Annotated in this window: 18 protein-coding genes and 1 pseudogene; 8 read left to right on the top strand and 11 right to left on the bottom strand. The window is 71.5% G+C overall.

Annotated elements, in window-relative coordinates; translation table 11 throughout:
• Positions 1-25: 25 nt before the first annotated feature.
• Complete coding sequence (locus ACZ6W9_RS11240; RefSeq protein ID WP_470117492.1) at positions 26-1,255, bottom strand: isochorismate synthase; 1,230 nt, start codon at positions 1,253-1,255, stop codon at positions 26-28.
• 179 nt (positions 1,256-1,434) lie between these two features.
• Here ACZ6W9_RS11240 and ACZ6W9_RS11235 point away from each other — a divergent pair, with 179 nt between their 5' ends.
• Positions 1,435-2,370 (top strand): GDSL-type esterase/lipase family protein, encoded by a 936-nt coding sequence (locus ACZ6W9_RS11235; RefSeq protein WP_389967716.1) that lies wholly within the window; start codon positions 1,435-1,437, stop codon positions 2,368-2,370.
• Between the two features lie 19 nt (positions 2,371-2,389).
• On the opposite strand, the gene ACZ6W9_RS11230 is transcribed toward ACZ6W9_RS11235, so the two are convergent.
• Both ACZ6W9_RS11230 and ACZ6W9_RS11225 read right to left on the bottom strand, forming a co-directional pair.
• Positions 2,390-2,884, bottom strand: coding sequence for an FBP domain-containing protein (locus ACZ6W9_RS11230; RefSeq protein WP_389967718.1), 495 nt, complete (start codon positions 2,882-2,884; stop codon positions 2,390-2,392).
• Between the two features lie 213 nt (positions 2,885-3,097).
• Positions 3,098-3,850: an alpha/beta fold hydrolase gene (locus ACZ6W9_RS11225; protein WP_389967720.1), complete on the bottom strand. Its 753-nt coding sequence runs from the start codon at positions 3,848-3,850 to the stop codon at positions 3,098-3,100.
• Between the two features lie 90 nt (positions 3,851-3,940).
• Between ACZ6W9_RS11225 and ACZ6W9_RS11220 the strand changes: the two genes are divergently transcribed.
• Together ACZ6W9_RS11220 and ACZ6W9_RS11215 are read left to right on the top strand one after the other, a co-directional pair.
• Positions 3,941-4,978 carry a helix-turn-helix transcriptional regulator gene (locus tag ACZ6W9_RS11220; protein ID WP_389967722.1) on the top strand — a complete coding sequence of 346 codons (1,038 nt, stop codon included), beginning with the start codon at positions 3,941-3,943 and terminating at the stop codon, positions 4,976-4,978.
• 93 nt (positions 4,979-5,071) lie between these two features.
• Complete coding sequence (locus tag ACZ6W9_RS11215) at positions 5,072-5,350, top strand: DUF3040 domain-containing protein (RefSeq protein WP_389967724.1); 279 nt, start codon at positions 5,072-5,074, stop codon at positions 5,348-5,350.
• A gap of 78 nt (positions 5,351-5,428) precedes the next feature.
• On the opposite strand, the gene ACZ6W9_RS11210 is transcribed toward ACZ6W9_RS11215, so the two are convergent.
• Complete coding sequence (locus tag ACZ6W9_RS11210; protein WP_389967726.1) at positions 5,429-6,022, bottom strand: TetR/AcrR family transcriptional regulator; 594 nt, start codon at positions 6,020-6,022, stop codon at positions 5,429-5,431.
• Between the two features lie 149 nt (positions 6,023-6,171).
• On the opposite strand from ACZ6W9_RS11210, the gene ACZ6W9_RS11205 reads away from it, so the two are divergent.
• A complete protein-coding gene (locus tag ACZ6W9_RS11205) occupies positions 6,172-7,725 on the top strand; it encodes an MDR family MFS transporter (RefSeq protein ID WP_470117577.1) in 1,554 nt (517 codons plus the stop codon).
• A 220-nt stretch (positions 7,726-7,945) separates the two neighbouring features.
• On the opposite strand, the gene ACZ6W9_RS11200 is transcribed toward ACZ6W9_RS11205, so the two are convergent.
• Positions 7,946-8,524: a TetR/AcrR family transcriptional regulator gene (locus tag ACZ6W9_RS11200; RefSeq protein WP_389967728.1), complete on the bottom strand. Its 579-nt coding sequence runs from the start codon at positions 8,522-8,524 to the stop codon at positions 7,946-7,948.
• Positions 8,525-8,604: 80 nt separating this feature from the next.
• Here ACZ6W9_RS11200 and ACZ6W9_RS11195 point away from each other — a divergent pair, with 80 nt between their 5' ends.
• Entirely contained in the window at positions 8,605-9,378 is a 774-nt protein-coding gene (locus ACZ6W9_RS11195; RefSeq protein WP_470117490.1) for an oxidoreductase, read from the top strand.
• A gap of 33 nt (positions 9,379-9,411) precedes the next feature.
• Entirely contained in the window at positions 9,412-9,780 is a 369-nt protein-coding gene (locus tag ACZ6W9_RS11190) for a VOC family protein (protein WP_389967732.1), read from the top strand.
• A 146-nt stretch (positions 9,781-9,926) separates the two neighbouring features.
• Here ACZ6W9_RS11190 and ACZ6W9_RS11185 read toward each other — a convergent pair whose 3' ends face one another.
• The 4 genes from ACZ6W9_RS11185 to ACZ6W9_RS11170 form a co-directional block, all read right to left on the bottom strand.
• Complete coding sequence (locus ACZ6W9_RS11185; RefSeq protein ID WP_470117488.1) at positions 9,927-10,511, bottom strand: recombinase family protein; 585 nt, start codon at positions 10,509-10,511, stop codon at positions 9,927-9,929.
• A gap of 285 nt (positions 10,512-10,796) precedes the next feature.
• Positions 10,797-11,549 (bottom strand): ABC transporter permease subunit, encoded by a 753-nt coding sequence (locus tag ACZ6W9_RS11180; RefSeq protein ID WP_357705952.1) that lies wholly within the window; start codon positions 11,547-11,549, stop codon positions 10,797-10,799.
• Positions 11,546-12,505: an ATP-binding cassette domain-containing protein gene (locus ACZ6W9_RS11175; RefSeq protein ID WP_362931951.1), complete on the bottom strand. Its 960-nt coding sequence runs from the start codon at positions 12,503-12,505 to the stop codon at positions 11,546-11,548. Before ACZ6W9_RS11175 ends, ACZ6W9_RS11180 begins: the two co-directional genes overlap by 4 nt.
• Positions 12,502-13,971: an alpha/beta fold hydrolase gene (locus ACZ6W9_RS11170; RefSeq protein WP_389967738.1), complete on the bottom strand. Its 1,470-nt coding sequence runs from the start codon at positions 13,969-13,971 to the stop codon at positions 12,502-12,504. Before ACZ6W9_RS11170 ends, ACZ6W9_RS11175 begins: the two co-directional genes overlap by 4 nt.
• 165 nt (positions 13,972-14,136) lie before the next feature.
• Here ACZ6W9_RS11170 and ACZ6W9_RS11165 point away from each other — a divergent pair, with 165 nt between their 5' ends.
• A complete protein-coding gene (locus ACZ6W9_RS11165; protein WP_470117485.1) occupies positions 14,137-15,264 on the top strand; it encodes a sensor histidine kinase in 1,128 nt (375 codons plus the stop codon).
• A 316-nt stretch (positions 15,265-15,580) separates the two neighbouring features.
• Complete coding sequence (locus ACZ6W9_RS11160; RefSeq protein ID WP_357705956.1) at positions 15,581-16,219, top strand: response regulator transcription factor; 639 nt, start codon at positions 15,581-15,583, stop codon at positions 16,217-16,219.
• Between the two features lie 118 nt (positions 16,220-16,337).
• Here ACZ6W9_RS11160 and ACZ6W9_RS11155 read toward each other — a convergent pair.
• Positions 16,338-19,492 (bottom strand): annotated as a pseudogene (locus tag ACZ6W9_RS11155) (Tn3 family transposase).
• Between the two features lie 260 nt (positions 19,493-19,752).
• Positions 19,753-21,384, bottom strand: a complete 1,632-nt coding sequence (locus ACZ6W9_RS11150) for a penicillin-binding transpeptidase domain-containing protein (protein WP_389967742.1) — start codon at positions 21,382-21,384, stop codon at positions 19,753-19,755.
• Positions 21,385-21,473 lie beyond the last annotated feature (89 nt).

Below are 21,473 nucleotides of genomic sequence, written 5' to 3'. Positions count from 1 at the left end.
CCGGCGGCCGTCCCGGAAGGGGCGCTCAGCCTTCCAGGGCGTACTGCATGACGCGTAGTTTGGCCTGGGCTTCGGCGAGTTCGGAGGCGGGGTCGGAGTCGCCCATGATGCCGCAGCCGGCGAACAGCCGGGCCCGGGGTCCCTCGATCTGGGCGCAGCGCAGCGCGATGCCCCATTCGCCGTCGCCGCGGGCGTCGATCCAGCCGACCGGGCCGGCGTATCCGGCGCGGTCCATGCCCTCCAGCTCGCGGATGACGTCGAGCGCGGTGCGGGTGGGGGTGCCGCCGACGGCGGCGGTGGGGTGCATGGCGGCGACCACGTCCAGGACCGAGGCGCCGTCGGCGAGGCGGCCGGTGACCGGGCTGGCCAGGTGCTGGACGTTGGGCAGGACGAGCAGTTCGGGTTCGGTGGGCACGGTGAGCTCCGCGCACAGCGGGGCGAGGGCCTCGCGGACCGATTCCACCGCGCAGGTGTGCTCGTAGCGGTCCTTGTCGGAGGCGAACAGGCCGGCGCCGCGGGCGTCGTCGTCGGCCTGGCTGGTGCCGCGGGAGACGGTGCCGGCCAGCACCAGCGACTCGATGGTCTCGCCGGTGCGGCGGACCAGCAGTTCGGGGGTGGCGCCGACCAGGCCGGCGCAGGAGAAGGTGTAGCACTCGGGGTAGCGGGAGGCCAGGCGTGACAGCAGCAGCCGGACGTCGATGGGCCGTTCGGCGACGGCGGTCAGGTCGCGGGCCAGCACGGCCTTCTCCAGCCGCCCGGATCTGATCTGCCGTACGGCGAGGGCCACGGCGTGCTCCCACTCCGGGGCGGTGAGGCTGCCGTCGCCGTAGCGGATCCGGCCGGGATCGGCGGGCGGGGTGACGAGGTCGAGGTGTTCGTCGCCGACGGTGGTGAGCCAGGCGCGGCCGTCGCGGCGGGCGAGGACGACCCGGGGGACGACGAGGACCGAGCCGTGGGCGTCGGGGTCGAAGGTGAAGGAGCCGAAGGCGACCGGTCCGGAGCCGGGGACGCCGGCTTCGTCGTCGGTGTGGGCCTCTCCGAGGATCGCCGAGAGCCATCGGCGGGCCCAGTCGAAGCGGCCGGGGCCGGGTGGCACGGCCACGCGCGCGGCCTCACCCCAGGCGACCAGCCCCTCTCCGCGCCTGATCCAGGCGTAGGGGGCGGCCTCCGGAAGTCGCGCGAGCAGGTCGCCGGGGTCACCGACGAGGGTGGTTCTCACCACGAGGGGGCGGGTCAGCCCGAGCGCGACACTCACCCGGAACACTCTATGCCGGAAACTGAACGTGTTCGACGACGGCCCCGGTATCGGTGCCTCCGCCACGTTCCGTCAAGAAAGCCATGGTGCCCGGTCAATGAAGGGCGCCGCGCCGTCCTGCGGTGATACATCCCTTGGCAGGGGTGCGACCGTTCGGAGGTGTCATGGCCGGCAGGATTGTGACAGTGCTCACAGGCGTGGTGACGCTGGTGGCCCTCTGCCCGGCGGCGCCGGCGCGGGCGGCCGGGCAGAGGGCCGGGGAGACCCCGGCGGCGGGGTCGCGCCCGGCGGAGTCGCGCGTGGCGGGGCAGGCAGGGGGTGCAGGGGCCGCGCCGGTCGCCGGGTGGCGGCCGGCGGTGATGGCGGCGGTGGGGGATTCGATCAGTTCGGGGTTCAACGCCTGCGGCTGGTATGTGCCGTGTCCGGCGCGGTCCTGGTCGACGGGCGACGACGAGCGGGTGCGCAGTCACTACCTGCGGTTGCTGGGCGATGGCGCCCCGGTCGGCGGGCACGGCGTCAACCTCGCGGTGCCCGGGGCGACCAGCGCCGATCTGGCCCGGCAGATGGCCGGGGCGGTGGCCCGGCGCGCCGACTACGTCACGGTGCTGGTGGGCGCGCAGGACGCGTGCGTGGCCGAGGAGCGGCGGATGACTCCGGTGGAGGTCTACCGCAGGAGGGTGGCCGGGGCGCTGGAGACGTTGCGGGCCGGGCGGCCGGACGCGCGGGTGCTCCTGGTCAGCGTCCCCGACCTCAAGCGGCTGTGGCAGGTGGGCAGGAACAGTGTGGCGGCTCGGGCGTTCTGGGCGGTGGGCCGTATCTGCCAGAGCATGCTGGCCCGGCCGCGCTCGACGGCGCCGGCCGACCGGGAGCGCCGTGAGCGGGTGCGGGACCGGGTCGCCGGTTACAACTCCGCGCTGGCGCAGGTGTGCGCCGCCTACGGCCCGGCCTGCCGGTTCGACGGCGGCGCGCTGTTCGGGTGCCGTTTCACCCGGGACCAGCTGAGCAAGTGGGACTTCTTCCACCCCAGCGCCTCCGGGCAGCGGGTGATCGCCCAGCTGACGTTCCCGCTGGTCGAGGACTGGCTGCGCGAGCCGGCCGGAGAGCAGGCCGCCTGAGCGGGCCCGGCGGGGCCCTTCATGTGAGGACCTTGTCCAGGAACGCCGTGAGCCGGGTCCGGGTGCGGTCGATCTGCTGCTCCAGCGTCAGTGACTCCTGCAGCCGGCCGCCGAGGCCGGGCAGCTTCCTGCCGCGCAGGTACAGCGAGCAGTCCAGGTCGGTGCAGGCGTACAGGCCGACGGAGTTGCTGTCGCGGCCGGCGGGGCCGGCTCTGCGGGCGGTCATCAGGGAGACGCCGGTGCCCGGGTGCATGGTCAGGCACAGGGAGCACATGCCGCGGTGCGCGCCGCCGCGCTGCCGGGCCGCCAGTCGCAGGGCCACGCCGACGACCTCGCCGCCGTGTTCGGCGACGAGGTAGCCGCGTTCGGGGGCCGAGGGGTCGAGCCATCCCAGGAAGTCCAGGTCGTCCCAGGGGCGTTCGGACAGGTCCCGCGGGAGCGTCAGCCGTTTGGTCTCCCCCTTGGAACAGTTGACGAACGAGCCGCGGATCTCCTGTTCGGTTACTGCTTTCATGCCGCGGAACGCTACCTTGCCTAAATGTTGTAGGCAAAGGATTAATTTCCCTAGGAAAGGCGGGGTGCCGGATCCCCGGCTCCACCGGCCCCGTCGGCCCTCCGCGTCGGCCCTCCGGACCCCGCCGGCCCCGCGCCCGTTTTCCGGCCATGCCCGGCCTTCCGGACCCCGTCTCCTGTCCGGCCCCGCCGGGCTGTCAGCCGTGCCGGGCTGTCAGCCGCGCGGCTCGCCGAGTCCGGCGAGGGCCGCCGCGGTGGCCGCGGGCGCGGAGAACATCGGCCAGTGGCCGGTGGGCACCGCCGCGAAGCTCCACTCGGGCCCGGCGAGGGCGGCGAAGTAGGGGTGACCGGCCTCGATCATCGCGCGGACCTGCTCCAGGGGGTAGGAGCAGGTGATGAGCGTCTTGGGCAGCCGGTCGGCGCCGCCGCCGAGCTTCAGCGGCCGGGTGAGCGTGCCGTACGGCTGAGCGGTGGCGCCGGCGGTGAAGCGGGCGCGTTCGGCGGCTCCCATCCCCTCCAGGCTGACGCCGGAGCGCTCGAAGTGCTCCCAGGAGGGCGGCGGGTAGGCGGTTCCGCCGCAGGCGGCGGCGCTGCGTTCGATGTACTCCCGCTGGGCCGGGTCGCAGAGGTCGAGCTGGGTCAGGCCGTCGGCCACCGGGCCGCTGTCGAGGTAGACGACGCGGGCGATGCGCTCGGGGATCCGGTCGGCCGCGCCGGTGACGGGGGCGCCGGCGCCGCTGTGGGCCACCAGGATCACCTCCCGCAGACCGGCGTGGACGATCGTCTGGACGATGTCGTCGATGTGGGTCTCCAGGTCCACTCCGGGACCGGCCAGGTGGGAGCGGTCGCCCAGGCCGGTCAGGGTGAGGGGGTGGACGTCGTGCCCGGCCGCGCGCAGCGGCCCGGCGACCTCCTCCCAGGCCCACGCGCCGAGCCAGAAGCCGGGTACCAGGACGTATGTGCTCATCGTTTTCTCCTTAGCCGGGGCGTTCTCCGGAACGGCTCCACCGTAGGATCGAATCCGGACAGAACCGGTCCTGATTCGCGGGGAGTTTCCATGACCGTCACCCGGGTGCTCGCCCTGCTGGAGCTGCTGCAGGCCGCCCCCGGCCTGACCGGGCCCGAGCTCGCCGCGCGGCTGGGGGTGGAGGAGCGCACGGTGCGCCGCTACGCGGTGCGGCTGTCGGAGCTGGGGGTGCCGGTCCAGGCCGAGCGGGGCCGCTACGGCGGTTACCGCCTGCTGCCCGGATACCGGCTGCCGCCGCTGATGTTCACCGACGACGAGGCCGCCGCCGTGGTGCTGGGGCTGCTGGCCGGGCGGCGGACCGGGCTGGCGGTGGGGGAGGCCGCGACGGAGAGCGCGCTCGCCAAGATCCAGCGGGTGCTGCCGCGGGCGCTGCGCGAACGTGTCGAGGCGGTCCAGGCCACGCTCGGCCACACCCGGGACGCCGCTCCGGCCGCCGCCCACCCGAAGGCCGGTCCGCTGCTGGCGCTGGCCGAGGCGGCCCGGCACGGGCGGACGGTACGGCTGGCCTACCGCTCCTGGCGGCGGGAGTCCTCCGAACGCGACCTCGACCCCTACGGGCTGGTCTTTCACTCCGGCCGCTGGTACGTCACCGGGCTGGACCACGCCAGCGGGCAGGTGCGCACCTTCCGGGTGGACCGGGTGGGACGCGTGGAGCCGGCCGCGCCGGTCTCCGGGTCCGGGGAGCCGGCCGGGCGGCCGGGGCGGGGGGAGCCGGCAGGGAGATCCTTCGAGGTGCCCGACGGGTTCGACCCGGTCGCGCACGTGGTCGCCTCGCTGGCGGCCGTGCCGTACCGGCATGAGGTGGAGGTGCTGCTGGAGATGCCGCTCGCGGAGGCGCGCGAGCGGGTGCCGGCGTCGGTGGCGACGCTGACACCGGCGCCGCGGGGCGTCCTGCTGCGCACCCGGGCCGAGCGGCTGGACGGCATGGCGCTGATGCTGGCCGGGCTGGGCCGGCCGTTCACCGTCGTCACCCCCGACGGGCTGCGCGAGGAGGTCCGGGCCCTGGCGGGGCGGCTGGCCCGCTGCGCCGACGCCGTGCCCGGCCCCGGGGACCGTCCGCCGGTGTAAAGAACCCGTAAATCAACAGCCCCGGGAATGGATAACGATCATCATGATTGGGCAGGAAACTCGCACACGCCTTGCGTTCCGGGGAGGTGCGGCATGGCCTGGTCGCAGGAGGAGGAGCGGATTCTGCTGCGGATCGAGCGCCACCTCGTCGATGAGGACCCGAAGCTGGCGGCTCGGCTGGAGTCGTTCGACAGGCGTGTGCGGCGCCACGAGGAGGGCCGCCGCAGGCGTGAGCGGCGGCGCGAGCGCCCGTCGCGGCGGCCGCGCCGCTCGACGGTCGTCCTCATGACGAGCTGGCTGCTGATCGCGACGCTGATCGCCACGCTGCTCATCCTCGTCCTGCGTCACGAGGCGGCCGCGCTGCCGCTCTGACCGTTCCCTGCGCCGTCCGGCCGCTCCCCGTCCGGGAGGGTTCTCCTTCCATCCGGCGGGGGCCGTCCCGCGGGACGGTCAGGCGAACGGGCGGGCCATCTGGTCCAGCGCCCTGCCCATCAGCTCGCGCAGCGTCCGGCTCTCCTGCTCGGCGCACCACCACTGCATGGCGATGCGCAGCGCGGTCAGGAACGCGGCGGTGACCACCTCGGGGCCGACGCCGTCCGGCCGCGCCCGTGCCGACACCGCCCGGCTCAGCTCGCTCTCCAGCCTGACCCTGCCGGCCAGCTGCCTGGCCAGCAGAGAGGGGTGGCGCATGGCCAGGCGGGTGCGCAGGTGCAGCTCCCGGTCGGAGCGGCCGTCCTCACCGGTCTCGTCGTGGAGCCGCTCCAGTGCGCCGCGCAGCGCCTGCCAGGCGGAGTCGGTGGCCGGCTGTTCGCGGACGCGCCGCACCAGCGTGCCCAGGCGCTGCTCGTCGCCGTACAGCAGCGCGTCCTCCTTGCCGTCGAAGTAGTTGGAGAACGTCCGGCGGGAGATGCCGGCGGCGTCGGCGATGGCCTCGACGGTGACGTTGTCCAGGCCGTGCTCGACGGTGAGCCGCAGCGCGGCCTCGTGCACCGCCTGGCGGGTCTCGGCCTTCTTGCGCTCACGCAACCCCGGTGTGCTGTCCATGATGCGGAAGAGCTTACCCAATGGGAATAAGTGCCCAATGCGCAAAGTTTCCCATTGGGCATGTATGGTGTCCGGGTTGCATCCCCTCATCCCCTGATCGGAGGTTGCGCGTGAGCGCACAGCCGGCGGCGCCGCCCGCGGCGGAGCCGATGACCCACCGCCAAGTCCTGGAGGCCCTCAGCGGCCTGCTGCTCGTCCTGTTCGTCGCCATGATCAGCGGCACCATCGTCTCGGTGGCGCTGCCGCAGATCATCGGCGCGCTGGAGGGCAGCCAGTCGCAGTACACCTGGGTCGTCACCGCCTCCCTGCTGGCCTCGACCGCCTCCACCCCCGTCTGGGGCAAGCTCGCCGACCTGTTCGACAAGAAACTGCTGCTGCAGATCTCCATCGTGATCTTCATGGTGAGCTCGCTGGCCTGCGGTCTCGCCCAGAACACCGGGCAGCTCATCGCCTTCCGCGCGGTGCAGGGCCTGGGCATGGGCGCCCTGCAGATCCTGGCGCAGGTCGTCATCGCCGCGATGATCTCCCCCAAGGAGCGCGGCCGCTACAACGGCTACCTCGGGGCGGTCATGGCCGTGGCCACGGTCGGCGGCCCCCTGCTCGGCGGCGTCATCGCCGACACCTCCTGGCTCGGCTGGCGCTGGTGCTTCTTCATCGCCGTGCCGTTCACCGTCGCGGCGTTCGCGCTGCTGGCCAAGACCCTGCACCTGCCGACCGTGCGCCGTACGGACGTCAGCATCGACTACTGGGGCGCCACCCTCATCGCCGCCGGCGTCAGCGTCCTGCTCATCTGGGTCACCTTCGTCGGCAACTCCTTCGACTGGCTGTCGTGGCAGACCGCGGCCATGGCCGGCGGCGGCGTGCTGGTGCTGGCGGTGGCGACCTGGGTGGAGGCGAAGGTCCGCGAGCCGGTCGTGCCGCTGCACGTCCTGCGGCGCGCCACCCCGGCGCTGGCCATCCTGGCCAGCCTCGCGGTCGGCATGGCCATGTTCGGCGGCTCGGTCTTCCTCGGCCAGTACTTCCAGATCGGCCGCGGCTACGGTCCCACCGCCGCCGGCCTGCTGACCATCCCCATGATGCTCGGCGTGCTGCTGTCGTCGACCATCAGCGGCCGCATGGTCTCGGCCAGCGGCCGCACGAAGCCCTACATCCTCATCGGCCTCGTCGTCCTGCTGGCGGGCTTCTCCGGCCTGGCCACCATCGACCACCGGACCGCGATGCCGCTGATCTCGGCGTACATGCTCGCCGTCGGCGTCGGCGTCGGCATGTCCATGCAGAATCTCGTGCTGGTCGTGCAGAACACCGTCCCGCTGCGGGAGATCGGCGCCGCCAGCGGCGCGATCACCTTCTTCCGCTCCCTCGGCGGCACCGTCGGCGTCTCGGTGCTGGGCGCCGTGCTGGCCGGCCGCGTCGCCACCGGCATCACCGAGGGGCTGGCCGAGGCCGGCGTCCCGGTCGGCGCCGCCTCGGCGGCCGGCGGCAGCCTCAACATCGCCGCCCTGCCCGAGCCGGTCAGGACGATCGTGCGGGCCGCCTACGGCGACGCCACCGGCCACATCTTCCTGATCTCGGCGGGCATCGCCGCAGTCGGCCTCGTCGCCGCGGCGTTCCTGCGGCCCGCCCGGCTGCGCGACAGCCTCGACCTGCCCGCGCAGGCCGGGGAGGCGGCCGGGGCGGCCGGGAGGAAGGTCACAGCCTCCTGACCCGCCCGGCCTGTCCGGCCGGGGCCGGAAAGGGCCGCGCCCCTCGCACCGCCCGGGGGAGCGCGGCCCTTCTCCGCGCACCCGGCCGCTACGGCCTCACCGTCTCCACCCCGGTCGCCGCGGTCCTGCGCACGCCGCGTGATCCGGACACCGCGGAATCGGACGGGAGCGACGGCGGGAGCGGGCAGGGGTAACGCGCCGGGCACGCGCGTCCTTCGGCTCAGCTCGCGCGCGGGGCCCCGTGGCGCAGGCCGTCGAGGAGGAGGGCGGTGACCTGCCGGGCCTCGTCGAGCCATCCCTCGGACACGCGCATGGCGCAGATGCCGCCCAGGGCTCGCAGCAGAGTGGGGCCGGTGACGTCGCCGCGGACGGTGCCGGCCGTGCTGCCGGCGTCGAGCAGCCGGGTGAGGGCGTTCGCCATGCGGGTGCGGGCGTCGTCGAAGACCGGTGAGTCCGTCGCCATGATGCTCTCCAGCGCGACGGACATCCCTTTGCCCACGGCCGCGTGGTCCACGAGCAGCAGCAGGAAGCGCCGCAGGGCCTCTTCCGGGGCGTGGCGGGTCAGCAGGTCGGCGGGCGCGGCGCACAGGTCGTCGACCTCCTTGCGGTAGACCTCCTCGATCAGCGCCTCGCGGGTCTCGAAGTGCCGGTAGAGCGTGCCCACGGCGACGCCGGCGCTGCGGGCGATGTCCTCCACGTGCGCGTCGGTGTCGCCGCCGAGGAACGCCTGGCGGGCCGCGGACAGCAGTGCCTCGCGGTTGCGGCGCGCGTCGGCGCGCAGCGGGCGTGATGACGGCAAGGAACCTCCATAAGGTGAGTCCGGTTCCGTTTGCATGTATCGTTTCCGGAGTCAGGTTCATCTTACGGAAGGAATGTCCGATGCCGAATACCGATGACGGCCTGATGGGCCTGCGGGTCCTGGTCACCGGCGGCAGCCGGGGACTGGGCGCGGCGACCGCGCGCCGGTTCGTCGCCGCGGGCGCGACCGTGCTGACGGCCTCCCGCAGCCGGCCCGAGGAGGACACCGGCGCCACCTTCATACCGGCGGACCTCTCCACGCCGGAGGGGGTGGCCGGACTCGGCCGCCGCGTCATTGACCACATGGGAGGCGTGGACGTCCTCGTGAACAACGCCGGCGCGGCGAGCCCCCCGACGCCGACCCTGAGCCGGTCGGACGAATCCTGGCAGGCGGACCTGGGGATGAACCTCCTGAGCGCCGTGCGCCTGGACCGGGTCCTGGTGCCGGGGATGGTCGAGCGGGGCTCCGGCGTCGTCGTGCACGTCTCCTCGATCGCCAGCCGGCTGCCCCAGCGCACGGAAGCCTCCTACGCCGCCGCCAAGGCAGCGCTGAACGCCTACAGCCGCGAACTGGCCACCGAGGTCGGCGAGCACGGGGTGCGCGTGGTCTGCGTGCTGCCCGGCTTCGTCGTCACCGACGGCGCCACCGCCCACCTGCGGCACATGGCCGAGCAGCAGGGCGTGACCACGGACGAGATCACGCGCCAGATCGTGGACCACCTGAAAGTCCCCATGGGCCGCCCCGGAGACCCCGAGGACGTCGCCGAGATGATCGCCTTCCTCGCCTCCAGTCGCGCGAAGTGGCTAACCGGAGCCCAGTTCCGCGTCGACGGCGGCATCCTCCCCACCGTCTGAGCACCGACCAGCACCAGGAACAGGACCGTCACCATGTCCATCACCCTGAGTTCCGTGATCATCGACGCCGCTGAGATCGAGACGGAGGGAGCCTTCTGGCACCGGCTGCTCGGTGGCTCGATCCATCGCACGCCCACCCATCACTTCATCCAGGCTCCCGGCCTCCCGGTCATCGTCGTCCAGTCCGCCCCCGAACACGTCGCCCCGAGCTGGCCGGACGGCACCTCCCAGCAGATGCACCTCGATTTCGGCGTCGGGAATCTCGCGGCCGCCGACCGCGTGGCCACCGGCGCCGGCGCCACCCGGCTGCGGCCCAGCGGGGACATCACCCCGGAAACCCGCACCGGCAGCCGCGTCTACGCCAGCCCGGCCGGACATCCCTTCTGCCTGCGCGCGGCCTGAGGCCGCCACTTCTCACCGTGCGCGGGGCCGGGATCGACGTGGCCGCCGGCTCCGGCGGGACCGGGGTCGGGGAACCCAGGAGCAGCCGTTGGCGCTGAGAATGATCTTGGGTGAAGTGTGACGTCCAGCTTCGGTGCGTGATCGCTCTACCTGGAGGTCTCTGGCCCGTGGATGATGCGGTGGATGGTGGAGCGGCCGACGCTGTACTCGGTGGCAAGGTCGGCCAGGGACACCTCGCCCTCGGCGTAGCGCCGGCGGATGGAGCGCCGGGCGGGTTCAGGCAGTTTGGGTTGCTTGCCCTTGAGCTTGCCGTTCTTCTTGGCCAGGGCCATGCCCTCGCGGGTACGCAGGTGCCCGAGGCTGGCTTCGAACTCGGCGACCATGGCGAGGGTTTGCAGGAACAGCCGGCCGAACGGGTCGTTCCAGCCGTAGACGGAGGCGCCCAGTCCGAACAGGACGCCACGGCCGGACAGGCCGGTCAGGGTCTCGTTGACCTCGGCCATGTTGCGGGCGAACCGGTCGAACTTGGTGACGGTGAAGACCGTCCCGTCCCAGACGGCGGCGAGGGCCTGGTCGAGGCCGGCGCGGTTGCGTCGGGTGGTTCCGGAGAAGCCGCGGTCGATGTAGATGCGATCCTCGGGGACGCCGAGGGCCAGGAGCTGCTCGGTCTGGATGATGACGTCTTGTTCGTCGGTGGAGCAGCGGGCGTAGCCGACGCGGGTTCCGTTCACGTGCCCAAGTGTTCCGGATAGGGGGCCTTCACCGGAGCAGTGTGTGGAACACCTATACGGAACACCTCGACCTGGGTGTCTGTCTCGGCTGGTGGGTGTTCCGGTTGAGGATCCTCTTACGGAACGTCAATTCATCCCGGCCACGTTCTGGATCTCCCTTGTGCGCGGCTGTGGTGGCACTCACCCCACATACCTCGGGCGCGGCCCCGACCCGTAGCGAAGCGGCGGGCGGCCATGTACGTGATAGCTGTCCTTCCACGTACATGGCCGCCCATAAGTGTCCGGTCAGGCGTCGCGGTGGTTGATCGCCAGGGTTGCCAGCAGGAGGGACACCACGACGTAACCCACCAGGATGACGGCGGCCGTTGAGGGATCGAAGGCTCCTGCGTCGGGTACGGTGGCCAGTTGCCTGGCCAGCGACGGAATCGTCAAGGAGCTGATCCAGTCGTTCCACGGAGCCGGGAGGAAGCGCTCGAGCACGGTCGGGGACAGCGGGAGGACGACCAGCACGATGAGCGCTCCCGGTGTCGACCGCAGGACCGTGGCCAGGCCCAGCCCCATCACTCCGGCGACGGCGGAGCCGGCGCCGGTAGTCAGAACCTCGGCCAGGGCCGCATGTTCGGCGAACGAGGCACCGATCGGACGCCCGGCCACCACGGCCTGTGCGGTGAAGTAGGTGGCGAACGCCAGCACCTGGCCCGCGACAGCGGCCACGGCGGCCACCACAACGGCCTTGGCCACAAGGAGCGTCCACCGGCTCCGGATCGTGGTCAGCGTGAGTCTGATCATGCCGGTGGCGTACTCGCCGGAGATGGTGAACACGCCCAGCATGCCGAACAGCACAGGCGGAATGTCGGCGCTGAGGCTGATACCCGTGCCGACAGGATCGCCGCCGGGGCCGTTGGTGTCGAAGTTGCGCGAGATCGAGTAGGCGGCGAAGCCGGTGAGCGCAAGGGCCGAGAGCGTGGAGGCCAGGACGTAGTAGGTGGCTCGGAGCGAGCGTAGCTTGAGCCATTCCGATGCGACGACGTTGATCATTGGGTGATCTCCATGAAGGCTTCCTCTAGTGATGTCCGGCGCGACACCAACTCGTGAACGGCGCAGCCGTTCGCCAGGGCGATGTCGCCGATGGCGGCTGCGGTCAGGCCGGTCACCAGCAATTCCTCTCCGGCCCGGGCGTCCCGCACGGGGCGCGTATCGACTCCAGCCGCTGCGGGCCGGCCAGGCACCGGCTCCTCATCGGTGTCGGTGTCCTGAGCGGGGTGTATGGTTGCGCCGGCCGCTTCGAGTGCCCTGGACAGGCGGGCCGCGTGGGGGGATCGGACCAGTACGCCGCTCTGGAAACGGGCCAGCAGGTCCGCCGTTGAGGTGTCCTCGATCAGCCGGCCCTGGCCGATGATGATGAGCCGGTCGGCGGTAAGGGACATCTCGGTCATGAGGTGGCTCGACAGCAGGACGGTGCGCCCCTCGGCGGCCAGGGATCTGAGCAGTGTCCTGAGCCAGCGAATGCCGTCGGGGTCGAGACCGTTGACCGGCTCGTCGAGAATGAGCACGCCCGGGTCACCGAGCAACGCCGCCGCAATACCAAGGCGCTGGCGCATCCCCTGAGAGAACCCGGCGATCCGCTTGCGCGCCGCCCCGGCCAGGCCGACCTCCTCCAGCACCTCCACGACCCTGCGGCGCCCGATCCCGCCGGCATGCGCCAGCGCCTGGAGGTGAGCGAACGCGCTGCGCCCGCCCTGCACCTCGGCCGTGTCGAGCATGGCGCCGACCTCGCGCATGGGGTCGCGCAGGTCGTGTTTGCGGACGCCGTTGATCAACGCCTTGCCCGAGGTGGGCGTGTGGAGGCCGAGGATCATGCGCATGGTGGTGGACTTGCCGGCGCCGTTGTGCCCGAGGAAGCCGGTGACCTGTCCGGGTTTGACGTCGAACGTGAGCCCGGACACCGCGCGGGTGGAGCCGTACAGCTTCGTCAGGTCTGTGACCTCGATCATTTGCCCACCTTCTGAATCCGCTCGGCCGGGCAACGCGTGCCCGGCGCGGGCAGCCCCCCCGTGGTCAGGTAAGCATTGACGTGCCGCCGCAGGCAGATGTTGGCTGCCCACGACGCGTGGCCGTCGCCGTGCCACAGGACGCGCGCGGACGGGATCTGCTCGGCCACGTGCGCCTGCCCGCGATAGTTGGTGTTGTTGTCGAGCTCCCCGATCGCGAAGAGGATCGGCGGGGCGTCCTTCACACGCAACGGGTGCGGCGCCCAGGACGCGCCCCCGCTGCGGCCCCAGCACCGCCCGAGCTCGAAGCGTCCCTCCAGCCAGCCGAACCTCGGCGCGATCTCATGGAGTCTGGCCTCGATGCCCTGGAACTCTTCGTACGTCGGCGGCTTCGGCATGAAGTCGTTGCACAAGGAGTCTTGGCTCACGGACGTGCCGCCCTCATCCGGGAGCAGTTCCCCCTCCAGGAAGCCGCCGGCGTCGCTGTCGAGGGCCTTGCGGATGGCAGTGGCGAGCTGGGGCCAGAGCGCCGGATTCATGCCTTTGACCGCGCCGGCGTACAGCTGCCCCTCGGTTACCGTCCGTCCGGCCGACGCCGGCAGTGGCGCGCGCTGCACCCTGGCGACGAGCTCGTCCCATGCCTTGCCCGCGTCCCTGCCGTGCAGGGCGCAGTCGGTGCGGCGGGCGCACCAGTCGCGGAAGCGAGTGAGATGGCGCTCCTGCGTGAGCGCGTAGTTGCGGATCCAGGGCTCGAAGTCCTGCTGGGTGTGATCGGCGGTGCCGTCGAAGTACATCCGGCCGACCCGCTGCGGGAACAGCTCCAGGTAGGCTTGGGCGTAGACGGTCCCGTAGGAGTTGCCCGCGTAGATGACCTTGTCCTGGCCGAGTGCGGCGCGCAGGGCGTCGATGTCGTGCGCCACGTTCCATGCCGTTATCCCGCGCCAGGCCGATTTGGCCATTTTGCGGCAACTTGCCTGGTGGGCCGCGTTCTTTGCGGCGTGGGCGTCCCAGTCCTGCTTCGTCCTGGCCAGGAGCAGTCCGAAGATGGAGGCCCCGGGCTCCGCGCAGCTCACTCTCTTGCCGCCCGCGGGCTCCGACATCCCGCGCGGATCGATGGCGATGACGTCGAAGCTCCTCTGCAACTCATCAAGCAGGTTCGGCAGCTCCGCCGGAGCATCGGGCTGGCTTTTCCGCCTGAGCATCGACGTGCTGGTGCCGGGCCCTCCGAAGTTGACGATCAGCGGCCCGATGCTCTTGCCCGTCGCGGGCAGTTTGGCCACGTGCACCGAGGTTCTGGGCCCGCCAGGATCGGCCCAGTCCACGGGAACGACCAATTCGGCGCATCGCAGGCCGTCACCACAGTCTTTCCACACGAGGCCGTGGGCCTGCGCCGAGGCCAGCGCGACACCACCGAGCGGCACGGCGAGACAGGCCGCCAGGCACAGGGCGATGAGTCTGCGTCGGTTCATGGCGACAACGATGCTGTACGGCGGTGGGCCGCACATCGGAGCCAGATCCGATCTTTGGGATTGGACCAGGGTCATACGGTGCGGGCGTATGTGGGCGGAGTATGACCCTGGTCTGACGGACCGTGCTCCGATTCGCCCCCGGCCGTTCCTCGATAACGTCGGGCTGTGAATCTGCTCGCCCGACGGCCTCCGCCCTGGCTGCTCATCCTGGCCGACACCGTGGTCGCGGTGCTGCTCGCGCTGGCGTCCACGGCGAGTCCGCCGGAACTGACCACGAACGCCGTGACCACCGTGCTCTGCTGGCTGCTCGCGGTGCCCGTGGCGGTGCGGCGGGTATGGCCGGAGCCCGCCTACTACGGTGCGCTCCTGATCGGCCTTGCCGTGCTGGCGCTGCAGAGCAACCGGCTGATGGCGACGGCCGTGATGGCCCTGGCCATCTACCCGGTGGCGGCCGGCCGGCCGGTGTGGCGATCGGCGATCGCCCTGGTGTCGGGCCTGCTCGTCAACGGAGGGTCGCTGCTGGTCTCGATGCCGGGCCCAGCACGATATTCGAACGGCTGGCCCGACCCCGTCTTCATCCTCGGTACGGCTTGGCTGCTCCTCGCAGCGAGCTGGAGTCTTGGCACGGCGGCGCGCACCCGCCGCGAGTTCGCCGCCCGCGAGGCCAGGATGCAGGCCGAGAAGGCGGCGGCCGACGAACGCCTGCGGATCGCGCGCGAGCTGCACGACGTCGTCGCCCATTCGATGAGCATGATCACCGTCAAGGCGGGGGTGGCGGCCAAGGTCCTGGACAAGCACCCAGAGGAAGAGCGCAAGGCGTTGCGGGCCATCGAGGAGATCGGGCGTAGCTCGCTCGCGGAGATGCGCCATTTTCTCGGCGTGCTGCGCGCACCCGGCAGCGCGCCCGACAGCACACCGCTCCCCCGGCTCGCCGACCTGCCGTCCCTGGCGCGCCAGGCGGCGGAGGCCCGCGTGCAAGTCGATCTGTCGGTGGACGGAGCCGTGCCCGACAGCATGGCGCTGGCCGTTTACCGCATCGTCCAGGAGGCGATCACCAACGTCGTCAAGCACGCCGCTCCCGCCCACTGCCGGGCCAGCGTGTCGGTCGCCGATGGAAGGTTGCGGATCTCCGTGCTCGACGATGGGCCTGGGCAGAGGGTGCTGCCGGAGCGGCCGGGTGGGCACGGGCTGGCCGGAATGCGCGAACGGGCGCTGCTGTACGGCGGCACCTTCGAGGCCGGCCCGCTCCCGGGACGGGGGTTCGGCGTGCACGCGTCATGGGAGATCCCGTGACCCGCCTGGGAGTTCCACTCTCTCTCGACGGAGGGAGGGGGTGCGGCGCCGGACACCTTCCGGCGAGCGCGTGCGTGCGCGAACGGCAGGTCCATCCGACAGAGCGCCGCAGTGGCGCATGGATGATGGATGTACGTACGGCCGGCGTTCCGAGAAAGCATCGACGTGGTGCGAGCGGTAGGCGCGGATCGGTCATGATGGACGTGATGACGAGGATCACGAGCATGAGCCGGAGAAAGCGGAGTCGGCGGGTCCGGACAGGACGTCCGCGGACCGGGCCGGGCCTGCTCCGGGTGGGTGCGGCAGGGGGAGGCTCGTGATTCGGGTGCTCATCGCCGACGATCAGGCGCTCCTGCGCGGCAGTTTCCGCCTGCTGATCGACTCGGAGGACGATCTCACCGTGGTCGGAGAGGCGGCCGACGGGCGGGAGGCGGTGGCGCTCGCGCGTACAGAGTCACCCGACGTGGTGCTCATGGACGTCAGAATGCCCGAGATGGACGGCATCACCGCGACCGGGCAGATCGCCGCGGACACTCGGGTCCTCATCCTGACCACGTTCGACCTCGATGAATACGTCTATTCGGCGCTGCGCGCGGGCGCCAGCGGGTTCCTGCTCAAGGACGCGCCTCCGGACGACCTCCTGAAGGGGATCCGAGTGGTGGCCTCGGGTGAGACGCTGCTCGCGCCGACCGTCACCACCCGACTGATCACGGAGTTCGTACAGCGGCCGCCCCAGCAGCCCTTTCACGGGCTCGACACATTGACGGACCGGGAGCGCGAAGTGCTCACCCTCGTGGCCCACGGACTGTCCAACGCCGAGCTCAGCGTGCAGCTCCAGGTGAGTCCCGGGACCGTCAAGACGCATATCGGCCGTCTGCTGGCCAAGCTCAACGCCCGCGACCGCGCCCAGCTCGTCATCGCCGCCTACGAGGCCCGCCTGGTCACGCCGCGTTAGCCGGCCGCGCGCCGTGACCGCCGGCGGCGTCAGCGCTCCACCACGCCGGCCCGCACACCGGGCATGCGAGGAAGGCATCGGGACCAGGACGCATGTCGTGGCCCGCGAGCCCGGGCATCTACACCCCCTCCTCGTTCACGCCGCCACCATCGGGGAGGTCCGGGATCTCGCCGAGCTGCCGCAGCCCTTCGGCCGGGGCGGAGGAGGAGATGGAGTAGCGGCCCAGGACGTTGAGGTGGGCGTGGCCCAGCGGGGACAGCCGGGCAGCGTCCTCATCCTTGACCGGGACGCCTTCGGCGTGCAGCCGGTCCACCGCGGCCGACAGATACTTCGAGTTCCACAGCGCGACCGCGTTGACGACCAGCCCCAACGCGGCTAGTTGGTCTTCTTGTCCTTCACGGTACGCCTTGCGGATCTGCCCGTTGCTGCCGTGGCAGATCTTACGGGCGAGCCGGTGCCGGGACTCCTGGACGGTGAGCTGCTTGTTCAGCTTGCGGCGGTAGGTGTCGTCGATCGGGTCCAAGATGGAAAGCAGGTGCAACGTCTTGTCGATCCGGCCGTACTCGGCGAACGCCTGCCCCAGCGGCGTCGGACGCCCGCTGCGGGCGAACATGCGCAGCAGGTCGTAGGCGCGGACCTGGTTGGTCACCAGCGACCCGGCAACCCGGGTCATATCCGACCACTGGGTGCAGATCTTCTGCCGGGTGATCTTGTTACGGGCGATCGCCTCCAACGGCCCGTAGTCGCCCGGGGTGTTGCTGCCGGGCACCTCCGAGCGCCAGAACCGCTGATCGCCCAGGTCGGCGAAGCGGGGCGCGAACCGGTAGCCGAGCATGGAGAAGATGCCGAATACTGTGTCCGAATCGGACGCCTGGTCGGTCGTGACGACCTCGGGCTGCGGACCGGCGTCGATGTTGATCAGGGTGTCGAGGATGTACAGCGAATCGCGCGGCGTCCCGGGCACGACCATCTGCCCGATCCCCATCACTTGATCATTGACTGCGTTCAAGAGCGTCAGGCCGCGTTTGTAGCCGAAGTACTTCGGCGAGGGGGCGGCGTTGATCGTCTGGACCGGGACGACGAACCGCAGCCCGTCGACCGAGGCCAGCAGCCCGCCGCCCCACAGCGCCACGATCGGCACGCCGCGCTGGGCCTCGATCAGGATCGCGTTCGCCGCGGCGTGCGTCTCGGCCCGCACGTAGTTCTGGTCGACGTGCGAGAGCCGGCCGCGGGTCAGCGCCTCGTCCCCGTCCTTGATCACCGGGGTGAGGCCGACGTTGCAGGCCTCGCTGATCAGCAGAGCGGCCAGGGATCGGGGCAGGTCGTGCATGCGCGTGGAGATGTCGGCCAGGTGCACATAGGCGTCCAGGAACCCGGTCCAGGAGTGCACCTCCAGCAGCAGTTCGGGCAGGTCGATGCGGGGCAGCATCGCCTGGCAGGCCGCACGTAGCCACTTCAACGACGGGCTCTCGCCCAGCACGCCGAGCTTCTCCACCGACAAGCGGGCGTGTCCGTCAGACGGGGTGACCACACGGACCAGGGCGTCGTCGCCGGCTTCTTCGAGTCGGCCGGCCATCTGCCGCCACGCCGCGTCCAGCGCCAGCAGCTTGGCATCGAGGTGGGTCTCGACGGGGTCGGTGAGCGACAGGGAGGCGAGCACGTCCTCGCTGATCGCCTCCCACGCCTTGCCGTCCAGCAGGTGGGCGCGCGGGTCGGCCCACCGCAGCGACGGCGCGGCGAACACGTCGCGCACCTGGAGTGCCCGAAACAGCCCCTCGAGGACACAGACCACATAGGCGTCGCGATCCACCGCGCCTTCGGGCAGGTCGGGGTTGGCGAACACCGGCCGCTTCCAGGCCGCGGTCACCAGGGACGCGTCGATCTCCTTCGGGATGAGGGGCTTGCGGGAGACGTGCCGGCGCGTCAGCTCCGGCAGAGCGCGCACCGCGGCCAGGACCTTGCGGCCTCCGGCCGCCGCGCCCAGGGCCTTGGACTCCCCAGCGGCTTCAAGAACGGCCGGACGGTGTTGTACTTGTCGACCAGCGCCGCGCGCAGGGCCGCCTCGGCCGCGCCGTCGTCGTCGGGGACGAGCTGGTCGACCTGTTCCAGCGCGGCCAGGACCTGCTCCTTGCTCGCCCCGGCTTCGGCGATGACAGCCGTCCACAGCGCCGCTGGGTCCAGGTCGGCGCCCGCCTCGGCGACCAGGTCGAGCTGCTCAACCAGCACCCGGCCCGCCCGGGACAGGAGCCTGGAGGCTTTCTCCAGCTTCGGCAGCATCGCCAGCCGGTCACCCGAGGACTTGCGGCGCGCCGGCGAGATCAGCCGCGAGGCTATTAGCAGCGCGAACAGATCGAGGGCGTCGTCGATCGCCTCGGCCTCCAGTGACCGGGTCACCGCCAGCATCGTCGCGGTCTTCCTCGGCTCATGCAGACGGGCCAGCAGCGGCGCTTTGCTGCCTGCCCCGTACTTGGCGAGCGTCTTCAGTCGCCGGACCGGCACCTTGTCGATGCGCACCCGCCCCAGCCGGAACCGGGCGATGTCGTCCACCCGCTGCAGCGCCCGCGCCATCTCCGTGCCCGACTGCCTCTTGGGCGCCTGCCGCAGCCGCTCCAGCTCCGACATCCGCGCCCCGGGAGGAACCACCAGCAGCCCTGACAGCTCCCGCCGCAACGCCGCATCAGCGCGGTCTACCTGACGCGCCACCGTGGCATACAAACGCTCATCGGCCTGCTCACGGACGCTGGCTACCAGGCGTTCCAGCACCGTCACCCCCGGCAGCAACACCCGGTGCCTGCGCAGCCACGCCACCGACTGATCGAACAACGCCGTCGGCCCCTCGGCATGCGTCCACGCCCGACCATGCAGGAACGTCCGGAACCGCCTCGCCAGCACCCGCCCCTCCCACGGCTCGTGATCATCAAAGTCGCGGTAACCGTAAGCGTCCCGGATCATCCACGCGTGCTCATACGCCGTCTTCAGCCGCTCCCCGTACCTCTTCACCTGCGACGGATCGCCGATTCCCAACTGCGCGGCCAGATAGTCCACCACCGGTCACGGCACCGCCAGCGGATCCTCTAGGAACAGCCCCTTGTACCGGACCGTCCCGATCTGAACGGCCACGCCCAGGCGATGCGAGTCCTGGCGTGACTTCGCGATCACGTCCCGATCGAACGCGTCTAGGAAGAAGAACTTCTCCAGGTCCGACAGTGACGGCAGCTCATCGAGCGCCGTATACGCCCTGACCTGGTCATCAGACAAAAACCCCACCGGCATGGGCGACAACAGTAGACATGTCACTGATCACCGTCAAAGCGACGATCGCGCCAGATGCCCGGATCTCGAAGCTGGCCCGATCACACACCGAAGCCGGACGTCACACTTCGAGCAAGATCATTCTCGGCGCCAATGGCTGTTCCTGGGTTCCTCAACCCCGGGGACGGTGCCGGGCCGTCGTGCGGTCATCCGCCCGGCCATGGCGTTGGGCAGGGGAAGGGGCGGCGGCTCCAGCGGCTCCATGCCGGGTTCAGATGGGCTCAGTCCAGGGCGCGCAGGAAGCGGGCCGCCACCGGGGCGGCGACGGTCCCGCCGCCGCTGCCCTCCTCGACGATCACCGCGAAGGCCAGGTCACCGCGGAAACCCATGAACCAGGCGTGGGTCTTCAGGTCGTCCTGCGGGCCGTACTCGGCGGTGCCGGTCTTGCCGCGGGTGCCGGCGGGCAGCCGGGCGTCCTTGGCGGTGCCCTTGGTGACCACCGCCGACATCATCTTGTGCATGCCGGGGACGACCCCGTCGGGCAGTTCGCGCGGCGCGGCCTCCTGCTTGACGGAGGGCACCAGCGTCGGCGGACGCCAGGAGCCGTCGGCCAGGGCCGCGGCGACCGAGGCGACCATGAGCGGGCTGGAGGTGACGCGGCCCTGGCCGAAGGACTCGGCGGCCAGCTCGGCGTCGCTCGCCGCCCGGGGGAAGGAGCCCTTGGCGGCCGGGACGCCGATGTCGAGGGGGGTGTTGAAGCCGAACAGCTCGGCGGTCTTGAGCAGCTTGGCCGCGCCCAGCCGCTGGGCGGCCAGCGGGGCGAAGGTGGTGTTGCAGGAGTAGGCGAAGGCGTCCGACAGGGTCACCGAGCCGTAGCCGGCGTGGTGGGAGTTGCGGATCGGCAGGCCGCCGACCTTGACGTCCTTGGGGCAGGTGGTGCGGTCGCCCGGGTTCATGCCCTCGGCCAGGAGCGCCACCGCGGTGACCGCCTTGAGGGTGGAGCCGGGCGGATAGTTGCCCATCAGGGCGCGGTTGAAGCCGCCCTGGTTGTTGACGACGGCGAGGATCTCCCCCGAGGAGGGTTTGACCGCCACCAGGGAGGCGGTCTTCTTCAGGTCGCGCACCGCGTCGGCGGCGGCGCGCTGCACGCGCAGGTCCAGGCTGGTGTGCAGCGGCTCGCCGTCGCGGCCGGCGATCTCACCGGCCTTCTTGACGGTCTTGCCGCCGGAGTCGACGATCCGGATCTCGGTGGCGGGAACGCCGGCCAGGCGCCGCTGGAAGGCGAGCTGCAGACCGTCCTTGCCGACGGTGTCCCCGGCGGCGTACGGCGCGCCGAGGGCCTTGGCCTCCTTGGCGGTGGCCTTGTCGAGGTAGCCGACGAGCTGCTGCACCGAGCCGCCCGCCGAGCCGTCGTCGATGCGCTCACCGCCCGCGGCGGTGATCCCGGCCCGCTTCGGCCAGCGGGCCGCCAGGGCGAACGACCGGCCCGAGGCCAGATCGGGGTGGACGGCGGCGGGCGACCACGCCACCCGCCAGTTGCGGTCGACGACCGCCAGCTCCAGGGCGCCGGAGTAGCTCCACCGGCCGCCGCTCTTCAGCGTGACGGTGGCGGTGTAGCCGGCCCGGCCGGTCTCGTCGCCGGTCCGGCTGACCTGGCCGAGCCGTACCTCGGTGCGTTCGGCGCCGAGCTTGTCGGCCATGGCGCGGTAGGTCGCCTCGAAGGCGGGGTCGGCCTTGCCGAGCTCGGCGCGCATGGCGGCCAGGTCACCGCCCTGCCAGGCCCGGGTGAAGCGCTGCGCGGTCTCCTGCGGGGTGCCGCGGGTGTGCAGCAGCCACCAGGCGCCCGCACCGCCGCCCGCGGCCACCAGAACCGCCGCCGCCGATGTGATCGCGATCGTCCTGCCGCGTGGCACCTTCGGCCACCCCCCGTCGGATCCGGTTTCCTGGGGGCCACAGCCTATCGTCCGGCGCGGGCGGGCCCGGCCGTGAACGGGCCCCGCCC

This window comes from Streptosporangium sp. NPDC053982, assembly GCF_055585205.1.
Note: the sequence above shows the minus strand (reverse complement) of the source record. Positions and strands in the feature narration are given on the sequence as shown.

Excerpts from the sequence above, each read along its gene's own strand:
- ACZ6W9_RS11230 (WP_389967718.1), bottom strand. The coding sequence starts at position 2,884 with ATGAAAGCAGTAACCGAACAGGAGATCCGCGGCTCGTTCGTCAACTGT.
- ACZ6W9_RS11225 (WP_389967720.1), bottom strand. The coding sequence starts at position 3,850 with ATGAGCACATACGTCCTGGTACCCGGCTTCTGGCTCGGCGCGTGGGCC.
- ACZ6W9_RS11220 (WP_389967722.1), top strand. The coding sequence starts at position 3,941 with ATGACCGTCACCCGGGTGCTCGCCCTGCTGGAGCTGCTGCAGGCCGCC.
- ACZ6W9_RS11215 (WP_389967724.1), top strand. The coding sequence starts at position 5,072 with ATGGCCTGGTCGCAGGAGGAGGAGCGGATTCTGCTGCGGATCGAGCGC.
- ACZ6W9_RS11210 (WP_389967726.1), bottom strand. The coding sequence starts at position 6,022 with ATGGACAGCACACCGGGGTTGCGTGAGCGCAAGAAGGCCGAGACCCGC.
- ACZ6W9_RS11205 (WP_470117577.1), top strand. The coding sequence starts at position 6,172 with ATGACCCACCGCCAAGTCCTGGAGGCCCTCAGCGGCCTGCTGCTCGTC.
- ACZ6W9_RS11195 (WP_470117490.1), top strand. The coding sequence starts at position 8,605 with ATGCCGAATACCGATGACGGCCTGATGGGCCTGCGGGTCCTGGTCACC.
- ACZ6W9_RS11190 (WP_389967732.1), top strand. The coding sequence starts at position 9,412 with ATGTCCATCACCCTGAGTTCCGTGATCATCGACGCCGCTGAGATCGAG.
- ACZ6W9_RS11180 (WP_357705952.1), bottom strand. The coding sequence starts at position 11,549 with ATGATCAACGTCGTCGCATCGGAATGGCTCAAGCTACGCTCGCTCCGA.
- ACZ6W9_RS11175 (WP_362931951.1), bottom strand. The coding sequence starts at position 12,505 with ATGATCGAGGTCACAGACCTGACGAAGCTGTACGGCTCCACCCGCGCG.
- ACZ6W9_RS11170 (WP_389967738.1), bottom strand. The coding sequence starts at position 13,971 with ATGAACCGACGCAGACTCATCGCCCTGTGCCTGGCGGCCTGTCTCGCC.